Here is an 8307-nt window from a genome sequence, read left to right on the forward strand (position 1 = left end):
AATCTATCGGTGCGCCGCCCGTTGCGGTTGCGGCTCGTCGCTCCTATGTCCCAATCGATAGCCCATAGGCCATGCAAGGATCTCCCATGACGACTTTCGACGATCGCGAACGCGCCTTCGAGACCAAGTTCGCCCGCGACGAGGAAATGATGTTCCGCGTCACCGCGCGGCGCAATCGCTTGGTGGGCCAATGGGCGGCCGAAAAAATGGGCCTGACCCCCGAGGAAACCGACGCCTATGCCAAGGCGGTGGTCCAGGCCGATTTCGAGGAAGCCGGCGATGAGGACGTCATCCGCAAGCTGCTCGGTGACCTGACCTCGGCGGGCGTCGAGATCGACGATGCCGGCGTGCGCACCGCGCTGGCGGACAAGACGGTCGAGGCGCGTCGCCAGTTGATGGAATCGCAGTAATCATGCCGATGGCGGCTGAAGATATCGAGGCGATGATCGTGGCCGCGATCCCCGACGCCAGCGTCGAGATCACCGATCTCGCCGGCGACGGTGATCACTATGCCGCGCGCGTGGTGAGCGCCAGCTTTCGGGGCGTGCCCCGGGTGAAACAGCATCAGGCGGTCTATGCCGCGCTGGGCGGCCGGATGGGTGGGGTGCTGCACGCATTGCAGCTCACCACCGTGGCGCCCGATTGAGGAGTATGGAAATGACCGAAGACACGCGCGCGCGCATCGACGCACTGGTGAAATCCCACCCGGTGCTGCTGTTCATGAAGGGGACGCCCCTGTTCCCGCAATGCGGCTTTTCCAGCCGCGCGATCGCGATTCTCGACCATATCGGCGTCGAGTATGAAACGGTCGATGTGCTGCAGGATCAGGGCATCCGCCAGGGCATCAAGGATTATTCGGACTGGCCGACCATCCCCCAGCTCTATGTGAATGGCGAGTTCCTGGGCGGATCGGACATCATGATGGAGATGTACGAGGCCGGCGAACTCCATGCGCTGTTCGCGGACAAGGACCAGGCGGCGGCGGGGTAAGGCACCTCTCCGCTGTCATTCCCGCGAATGCGGGAATGACACGGGTTGTCCTGCCTAAAGCCCCAGTTTCCGGCTGTTGAGCGCGGCCATGGCGCGGGGATTGCCCTTGGCGGCCGAGGCGCGGAACCATTTGACCGCTTCGTCCTCGTTCTTTTCGACACCCTGGCCACCCGCATAGCAGATCGCCAGATTGTACATTGCACCGGCGTGGCCGCGATCGGCGGCGCGGCGGAACCAGCGTGCGGCCTCGGCACGATCCTCGGCGATGCCGCGACCGTTATAATAGCTGTTGCCGACATTGAGCATCGCGCCCGAATTGCCGCGCTCGGCAACCTTGCGATACCAGCGCAGCCCCTCCGCTTCGTCCTTGGGAACGCCGCGCCCGTCGGAATATTTGGCGCCGAGATAGAACATCGCGGCGGGATCGCCGCCTTCGGCACGGGGCAGCAGGATCTGGACGGGCGAGTCCACCGAAAATGCGCCGGCTTTCCTCGCAACGGGTTGGGGGGCGTCGTCCTGCGCGGACGCAGGCGACGGTACCGCCATGGCGGCGAGAATCAGGATCGGGATGTGCCGGGTCATCGAAGCTCCGGCTCGATTGAAGACGCGCGCCGGCGCGCTGTCAATCGGGATGGAGGCGCCGCGGCGTCGAGACCAGTGCGACCAGCGGCATGACCGAGGCGAAGGCGAGAACGCCCACCAGCGCGCCGATCAGCGGATCGCCCACCGCATCACCGAACAGGAATGCGAACAGCGCGGTCGTGACCAGTGCGACGATCATGCCGCTCTGCGATTTGATCATGTTCATGGCCGAATCGCCTTCATAATATGGGCTGCCAGCGCCGCGAGCTGCGCGCGCGTATAGCCGGCCGAAAGGAAGCCCTTATGTTCGTCGGCGCTGGTCTCGCCGCGGCCGATGCGCAGCAGCACGGCCATGCGGCGTAGCGCCTCGAGCCGCGGATCGGCGAGCCGATTCGGGCGGCGGACCTTGAAAAAGGATTCAAGGGCGCGGCGAAGCCGGCCGGGCGTTTCGAGGCTGGCGGCGCTATCGCTGCGCGCCAATGCGATCACCGCCCATTCGCTGCCCCTGAAAATCGCCTGCGATGCCGTGCCGGCGAAGCTGGGGGAGAGGCGGGTTTCCGCAAGGTCGAGATAAGCCATGATCCAAGGTCCTGTTGCCGATCGGCCCGGCCGGAAAAGGGGGAAACCGGCCGGGCCTCTTGGGGGCGCTCCCTTGATAGCGCCGCTCCGATTGTTTCTGTAGATACTGAGTTGGATACTTACCGTTTCAGATTTTGAACTGATCTCTGTGCGGTACCAGGATCAGCGCTCGTCATCATGTGTATTGCAGTATTAATACGGTGATGCTGAATCGTCAAGCGACGGGAGCGAGGGGTTTTGGCGCCGCGCCGGAGCGCGCCTATAGGGAGCATCGAATCAGCTTGCGCTCGGGAGCCACCATCCATGAAATTCTTCGTCGATACCGCCGACACCAAGGACATTGCCGATCTGGCCGCGACCGGCCTGCTCGACGGCGTGACCACCAATCCTTCGCTGATCCACAAGGCGGGTCGCGATTTCCTGGAGGTGGTGAAGGAGATCTGCGGGATCGTGCCCGGCCCGGTTTCGGCCGAAGTGGTCGCGCTCGATCATGAGACGATGATGAAAGAGGCCGAGATCCTCCGCAAGATCGCCGACAATGTCGCGGTGAAGGTGCCGCTGACGATCGACGGACTCAAGACCTGCAAGGCGCTGACCGGCGAAGGCACGATGGTCAATGTGACGCTTTGCTTCTCAGCCAATCAGGCGCTGCTCGCGGCCAAGGCCGGCGCAACCTTCATCTCGCCCTTTGTCGGTCGTCATGACGATGTCGGTTATCCCGGCATGGAACTGATCGCCGATATCCGCCTGATCTACGACAATTACGATTTCGACACCGAGATCCTCGTCGCGAGCGTGCGCAATCCGATCCATGTGCTGGAAGCCGCGAAGATCGGCGCCGACGTGATGACCGCGCCGCCCGCGGTGATCCGCCAGCTGTTCAACCATCCGCTGACCGACAAGGGGATCGAGGGTTTCATGGCCGATTGGGCGAAGACCGGTCAGAAGATCGGCTGATTCCAATCTCCGCCACCGTCATTGCGAGCGGAGCGAAGCAATCCAGTGATGCATCAACCGATGGATTGCTTCGTCGCTACGCTCCTCGCAATGACAAAGCGGAGTGTCGTTTGGTACCAACTTCAGGGTGACGTCCCTGCACGCAACGGGCATTGAGTGCATGTGGATCAGCATGCACTCATCCCGCGATGGCGCGACCATCTGACGCATGGGCGCCGGCGCTCGGCACATACGGTGCGCGCCTATGTTGCGACCGCCGAACGGCTGGTCGCCTTTCTCCAGGATCATCGCGGCGGGGCCGTCGACGCGGCCATGCTCGCATCGGTCGAAGCCGCCGATCTCCGCGCTTTCCTGGCATTGCGCCGCGGCGACGGCATCGGCAACGCATCCGCCGCGCGTGAGCTGTCGGCGGTACGGGGCTTTCTGGCATTTGTCGTGGGCGAGGGCGGCGCCGCGCCGCGGCTGAAGGGACCGCGCGTGAAGCGCGGCGTGCCCAGGCCGATCTCCCCCGACGAGGCGGTCGCGTTGGCCGAGGATGTCGCGGGCCAGGCGCGGGCGCCATGGATCAGCGCACGCGACTGGGCGGTGCTGATGCTGCTCTACGGCGCCGGCCTGCGCATCGGCGAGGCGATGGCTTTGACCGGCGCGGTGCTTCCGCTCGGCGAGACGTTGAGCGTCACCGGCAAGCGCGACAAGACCCGGATCGTGCCGCTGCTGCCGCAGGTCCGCGCTGCGATCGAAGAGTATCTGGCGCTTTCGCCGCATGCGATGACGAAGGACCAGCCGCTGTTCCGCGGCGCGCGGGGCGGGCCGCTGTCGCCGGCGCTTGTGCGCCGCGCCGTTCAGGGCGCGCGGGGGCGGCTCGGCCTGTCCGAACGCACCACGCCGCATGCGCTCAGGCACAGCTTCGCCACGCATCTGCTCGGCCGCGGCGTGGATCTGCGCGCGTTGCAGGAATTGCTCGGCCATGCCAGCCTGAGTTCGACCCAGATCTATACCGCGGTCGATGCGGCGCATCTGATGGATGTCTATCGCAACGCCCATCCGCGGGCCTGAGCAGCGCCGAAGCATTCTCTCTACGTCATTCCGGCGAAAGCCGGAATGACGCTGAGGGCTGGATCCGAGCGCTTTAACCCTTTGGCCGCCAGAAGATCACCCGCCAGATATAGGCGGCGATGATCAGCACGATCACCGTGGTTGAAACCGGCCCCACGAAATCGTCGACCTTTTCGACATTGCGGCCGAGCATCCAGCCCGAGACCGCGAGCAGGCTGGTCCAGCCGGCGGTGCCGATCGTCGACCAGATGACGAATGTCGACAGCCGCATGTGGAGCAATCCGGCGGGAATCGAGATCAGCGAGCGCAGCGTGGGCAGCATCCGTGCGAAGAAGACGAAGGCCGATCCATATTTGCCGAACAGCTTCTCGGCGCGCTCGACCTCATGCCAGTCGATGGTCAGCCAGCGGCCGAACCGCTCGATGAACGGACGAAAGCGCTCGACGCCGATGACGCGCGCGGCGAGATACCAGAAATAATTGCCGAGCATCGCGCCTGCCGTGCCGCTGGCGATGACCAGGCCGAGCGACATCTCGCCCTTCGCGGCGTAGACCCCGGCGATCGGCATGATGACTTCCGACGGGATCGGCGGAAACATCGTCTCCAGGAACATGAGGAAACCGACGCCGAGATAGCCCGACTGGTCGATGAGATTGACGATCCAGTCCGACATCAGGCTTTTTCTGCGACTTTCTTTTCGAGCGCATCCCAGATCATCGCGCCGGTATCGGTGCCGTTGAAGCGATCGATCGCGACGATACCGGTCGGGCTCGTCACGTTGATCTCGGTCAGCCATTCGCCGCCGATCACGTCGATGCCGACGAACAACAGGCCGCGCCGCTTGAGTTCGGGGCCCAGCACCGCGCAGATCTCGGTTTCGGTCGCGGTCAGCTCGGTCTTCGCGGCCGAGCCGCCGACCGCCAGGTTGGAACGGATCTCACCCTCGCCGGGGATGCGGTTGACCGCGCCGGCCACTTCGCCGTCGACCAGGACGATGCGCTTGTCGCCCTGCGTCACTGCCGGGATGAACGCCTGGATCATATGCGGCTCTCGATAGGCGGTGTTGAACACCTCGATCAGCGAAGCCAGGTTGGCGCCGTCGCTGCCGACCTTGAAGATCGCCTTGCCGCCATTGCCGTGGAGCGGCTTGACGACGATCTCGCCATGTTCGGCCAGGAAGGTGCGGGCTTCGTCGAGCGAGCGCGTCACCAAAGTCGGCGGCATGAACTGTGCATAATCGAGCACGAAGACCTTTTCGGGAGCATTGCGGACCGATGCGGGATCGTTGACGATCAGCGTGCGGTCGCTGATCCGCTCGAGCAGATGGGTCGCGGTGATGTAACCCAGGTCGAAGGGCGGATCCTGACGCATCAGCACCACGTCGATCTGCTCGCCCAGGTCGATCGATTCGGCGGGACCGAAGGCGAAATGATCGCCGGCGACGCGCTGCACCGTCACGGGATGCGCGCGCGCCCAGACCCGCCCGGCGGAATAGCTGAGGTCGGATGCGTCATAATGCCACATCCGGTGTCCGCGCGCCTGCGCAGAAAGCATGATCGCGAAGGTCGAATCCCCCGCGATGTTGATGGTCTCCATCGGGTCCATCTGGACGGCGACATTGAGGGTCATGCTTGTGCTCCGCCTGCGGGTTGCGGCGCTTTAGGCGAGAGTGACGAGGCTGTCACCCGTGCCAGGCATTGACGATGTGACGCGGGTATCGCCACGGCGCGAGCAGGATCACGTCGATGCGGATATCTTCTCCGCGCGCCGCATAGCGCGGTGCCAGCGCATTGGCGGCCGCGGCGACGCGCGACAGCCTTTGCCGGTCTATCGACAAGTCGAGCGCCAGATCGGTCGCGCGCGCCTTCACTTCGACAAAGGCGACGATACGCCCCCGTTTCGCGATCAGATCGACTTCGCCCATGCGTGTCCGCACGCGGCTGGCGAGGATGCGCCAGCCGTGAAAGCGGAGCCACCAGGCCGCGAGCGATTCGGCTGTCCGTCCGCGCCGCTCGGCCGTGCGGCGCGTCACCCATTGCCTTTCATCGCCATGGCCCGGGCATAGATCGCCTTGCGGTCCAGCCCGAATGCCTTGGCGACTTCACCCGCCGCCTTGGCGGGGGGCAGGCGCGTCAGCGCTTCGGCCAGTGCCGCATCGGCATCGGCGGCGGCGGGCGGCGGCGCTTCGCCGGGTGGTGCGACGACGATGACGATCTCACCCTTGGGCGGATGCTCGGCATAGCGCGTCGCGAGCGCAGAGAGGGTGTCGGTCACGCATTCCTCGAAACGCTTGCTGATCTCGCGCGCCACCCCGGCTTCGCGATCGCCGAGTCCTTCGGCCAGCGCGGCCAGCGTGACCGAGAGGCGCGGGCCCGATTCGTAAAGCAGCAGCGTCGCGCGCACCCCGGCCACTTCGGCGATCGCGTCGGCACGCGCCTTGGCCTTGTTCGGCAGGAAACCGATGAACAGGAAGCGATCGGTGGGCAACCCGGCCAGCGTCAGCGCCGCGATCGCGGCCGACGGCCCCGGGATCGTCGTGATCGCAATGCCCGCCGCACGCGCGTCGCGCACCAGCTTGTATCCGGGGTCGGAGATCAGCGGCGTACCTGCATCGCTGACCAGCGCGATCGATTCGGTGATCATGCGCGCGATCAATCCTTCGCGGACATGCGGTGCGCTATGGTCGTGATAGGGAATCATCTGGCGCTTCACGCCGAGATGGTTGAGCAATTTGGCGGTTACCCTGCTGTCTTCGCACGCGATTGCGTCCGCCGACGACAGGATCGCGCCTGCGCGTGGCGAAAGATCGGACAGATTGCCGATTGGGGTGGCGACGATGTAGAGACCGGGCGAAAGTTTTGCGTTCATCGGAGGGTGTCATGGCAGAGGCAGGGCGTAGGCCGCAACCGGCGGGAAGAATGCGGTGGCGCCTTGGGGTGCTTATGGCGGCGATGCTGGTCGCGGGGTGTCAGACGATCGTGCCCCGTGGCGACAAGCCGCCGACCCAGGGGCCGGACCGTCCACCCCAGGTGGATACGCCGATCACGCCCGGCCTGCCCGACGATCAGGAACGGCATCGCATCGCGTTGCTGGTGCCGATGACCGGCACCAATGCCGCGGTCGGCCAGTCGATCGCCAACGCCGCCAATCTCGCCGTGCTCGACACTGGCGGTCAGCGCATCCGCATCACCATGTACGATACCGCGCTGGGCGCGGCGGCGGCGGCGCAGAAAGCGGTTGCCGAGGGCAATCGCGTGATCCTGGGGCCGCTGCTCAGCGAGGATGTGGCCGCGGTCGCGCCGGTCGCGCGCCGTGCCAATGTGCCGCTGCTCAGCTTTTCCAACGACGCGACCGTCGCGGGCAATGGCGTCTATCTGCTCGGTTACAGCCCGGCACAGGCGATCGAGCGTGTCGTCGGCCATGCCCGTTCGCGCGGCGTGACCAGCTTTGCCGGCCTGATGCCCAATGGCGTCTATGGCCAGCGTGCATCGACGGCCTTTATCCGCGCTGTCGAGGGCGCGGGCGGGCGCGTGGTCGGCATGCAGAATTACGACCGGTCGCAGCGTTCGATCGCGGCGGCGGTCACCCGGCTCGGCCAGACCAGTTCCTATGATGCGTTGCTGGTCGCCGACAGCGGCGGCGTGGCGCTTCAGGTTGCGCCGCTGGTGCGCAAGGGCAGCGGGCCGTCCGCCCGTTTCCTGGGAACCGAGCTGTGGAACACCGAACCGTCGCTGGCGACCGGCCCGGCGCTGCGTGGCGCCTGGTTCGCCAGCGTGTCCAACGGGCTCTACAACCAACTCGCCGCCAAATATCGTGCGCGTTACGGCAAGGCGCCCTACCGTCTGTCCAGCCTGGGCTATGACGCGGTGCTGCTGGTGACGCGGGTGGCGCGCGACTGGCGGCCGGGAACGGCCTTCCCGGCGCGCGCATTGGCCGATCAGGGCGGTTTTTCGGGCATCGACGGCGCGTTCCGGTTCGGTCGCGACGGCATTGCCGAACGATCGCTCGAGGTGCAGCAGGTCGATGCCGGCAAATTCACCACGGTCAGCCCGGCGCCGGCACGCTTCGCGGAGTAGGAACAAGTTCCTTCCTGAAGGGGAGGGGGACCAGCCGAAGGCTGGTGGTGGGGTTGGGGGGCGCAGT

At 65.5% G+C, this 8307-nt stretch carries 13 protein-coding genes; 6 read left to right on the plus strand and 7 right to left on the minus strand.

Annotated features, from left to right (window positions below; genetic code table 11):
• The first annotated feature begins 86 nt into the window (after nucleotides 1-86).
• The 3 genes from AC3WN8_RS09500 to grxD are packed head-to-tail and all read left to right on the plus strand — an operon-like array spanning nucleotide 87 to nucleotide 990.
• The gene (locus tag AC3WN8_RS09500; protein WP_492669157.1) at nucleotides 87-410 is read left to right on the plus strand and encodes a DUF1476 domain-containing protein; all 324 of its coding nucleotides are present in this window, start codon (nucleotides 87-89) and stop codon (nucleotides 408-410) included.
• A gap of 2 nt (nucleotides 411-412) precedes the next feature.
• On the plus strand, nucleotides 413-646 hold the full coding sequence (locus tag AC3WN8_RS09505; RefSeq protein WP_492669158.1) for a BolA/IbaG family iron-sulfur metabolism protein: 234 nt from the start codon (nucleotides 413-415) through the stop codon (nucleotides 644-646).
• An 11-nt stretch (nucleotides 647-657) separates the two neighbouring features.
• Entirely contained in the window at nucleotides 658-990 is a 333-nt protein-coding gene (grxD, locus tag AC3WN8_RS09510) for a Grx4 family monothiol glutaredoxin (RefSeq protein WP_492669159.1), read from the plus strand.
• Nucleotides 991-1044: 54 nt separating this feature from the next.
• On the opposite strand, the gene AC3WN8_RS09515 is transcribed toward grxD, so the two are convergent.
• From AC3WN8_RS09515 to AC3WN8_RS09525, 3 genes are read right to left on the minus strand one after another with little or no spacing between them, the layout of a single operon-like run.
• Complete coding sequence (locus AC3WN8_RS09515) at nucleotides 1045-1572, minus strand: tetratricopeptide repeat protein (RefSeq protein ID WP_492669160.1); 528 nt, start codon at nucleotides 1570-1572, stop codon at nucleotides 1045-1047.
• A 40-nt stretch (nucleotides 1573-1612) separates the two neighbouring features.
• A complete protein-coding gene (locus AC3WN8_RS09520) occupies nucleotides 1613-1798 on the minus strand; it encodes a hypothetical protein (RefSeq protein ID WP_492669161.1) in 186 nt (61 codons plus the stop codon).
• Nucleotides 1795-2151 (minus strand): hypothetical protein, encoded by a 357-nt coding sequence (locus AC3WN8_RS09525; RefSeq protein ID WP_492669162.1) that lies wholly within the window; start codon nucleotides 2149-2151, stop codon nucleotides 1795-1797. The genes AC3WN8_RS09520 and AC3WN8_RS09525 overlap by 4 nt, the downstream gene beginning before the upstream one ends.
• 303 nt (nucleotides 2152-2454) lie before the next feature.
• Here AC3WN8_RS09525 and fsa point away from each other — a divergent pair, with 303 nt between their 5' ends.
• Nucleotides 2455-3108 (plus strand): fructose-6-phosphate aldolase, encoded by a 654-nt coding sequence (fsa, locus tag AC3WN8_RS09530; protein WP_492669163.1) that lies wholly within the window; start codon nucleotides 2455-2457, stop codon nucleotides 3106-3108.
• 162 nt (nucleotides 3109-3270) lie between these two features.
• Nucleotides 3271-4164 carry a tyrosine recombinase XerC gene (locus AC3WN8_RS09535; protein WP_492669164.1) on the plus strand — a complete coding sequence of 298 codons (894 nt, stop codon included), beginning with the start codon at nucleotides 3271-3273 and terminating at the stop codon, nucleotides 4162-4164.
• A 73-nt stretch (nucleotides 4165-4237) separates the two neighbouring features.
• On the opposite strand, the gene AC3WN8_RS09540 is transcribed toward AC3WN8_RS09535, so the two are convergent.
• From AC3WN8_RS09540 to rsmI, 4 genes are read right to left on the minus strand one after another with little or no spacing between them, the layout of a single operon-like run.
• The gene (locus AC3WN8_RS09540) at nucleotides 4238-4837 is read right to left on the minus strand and encodes a DedA family protein (RefSeq protein WP_492669165.1); all 600 of its coding nucleotides are present in this window, start codon (nucleotides 4835-4837) and stop codon (nucleotides 4238-4240) included.
• Entirely contained in the window at nucleotides 4837-5793 is a 957-nt protein-coding gene (gene gshB, locus AC3WN8_RS09545; protein ID WP_492669166.1) for a glutathione synthase, read from the minus strand. Before gshB ends, AC3WN8_RS09540 begins: the two co-directional genes overlap by 1 nt.
• A gap of 52 nt (nucleotides 5794-5845) precedes the next feature.
• Complete coding sequence (locus tag AC3WN8_RS09550) at nucleotides 5846-6196, minus strand: YraN family protein (protein WP_492669167.1); 351 nt, start codon at nucleotides 6194-6196, stop codon at nucleotides 5846-5848.
• Nucleotides 6193-7032, minus strand: coding sequence for a 16S rRNA (cytidine(1402)-2'-O)-methyltransferase (gene rsmI / locus AC3WN8_RS09555; protein WP_492669168.1), 840 nt, complete (start codon nucleotides 7030-7032; stop codon nucleotides 6193-6195). Before rsmI ends, AC3WN8_RS09550 begins: the two co-directional genes overlap by 4 nt.
• A gap of 11 nt (nucleotides 7033-7043) precedes the next feature.
• On the opposite strand from rsmI, the gene AC3WN8_RS09560 reads away from it, so the two are divergent.
• Nucleotides 7044-8240, plus strand: a complete 1197-nt coding sequence (locus tag AC3WN8_RS09560) for a penicillin-binding protein activator (protein ID WP_492669169.1) — start codon at nucleotides 7044-7046, stop codon at nucleotides 8238-8240.
• Nucleotides 8241-8307: the final 67 nt, after the last annotated feature.

This window comes from Sphingobium sp. FW305-3-2-15-F-TSA7 (assembly GCF_058787155.1).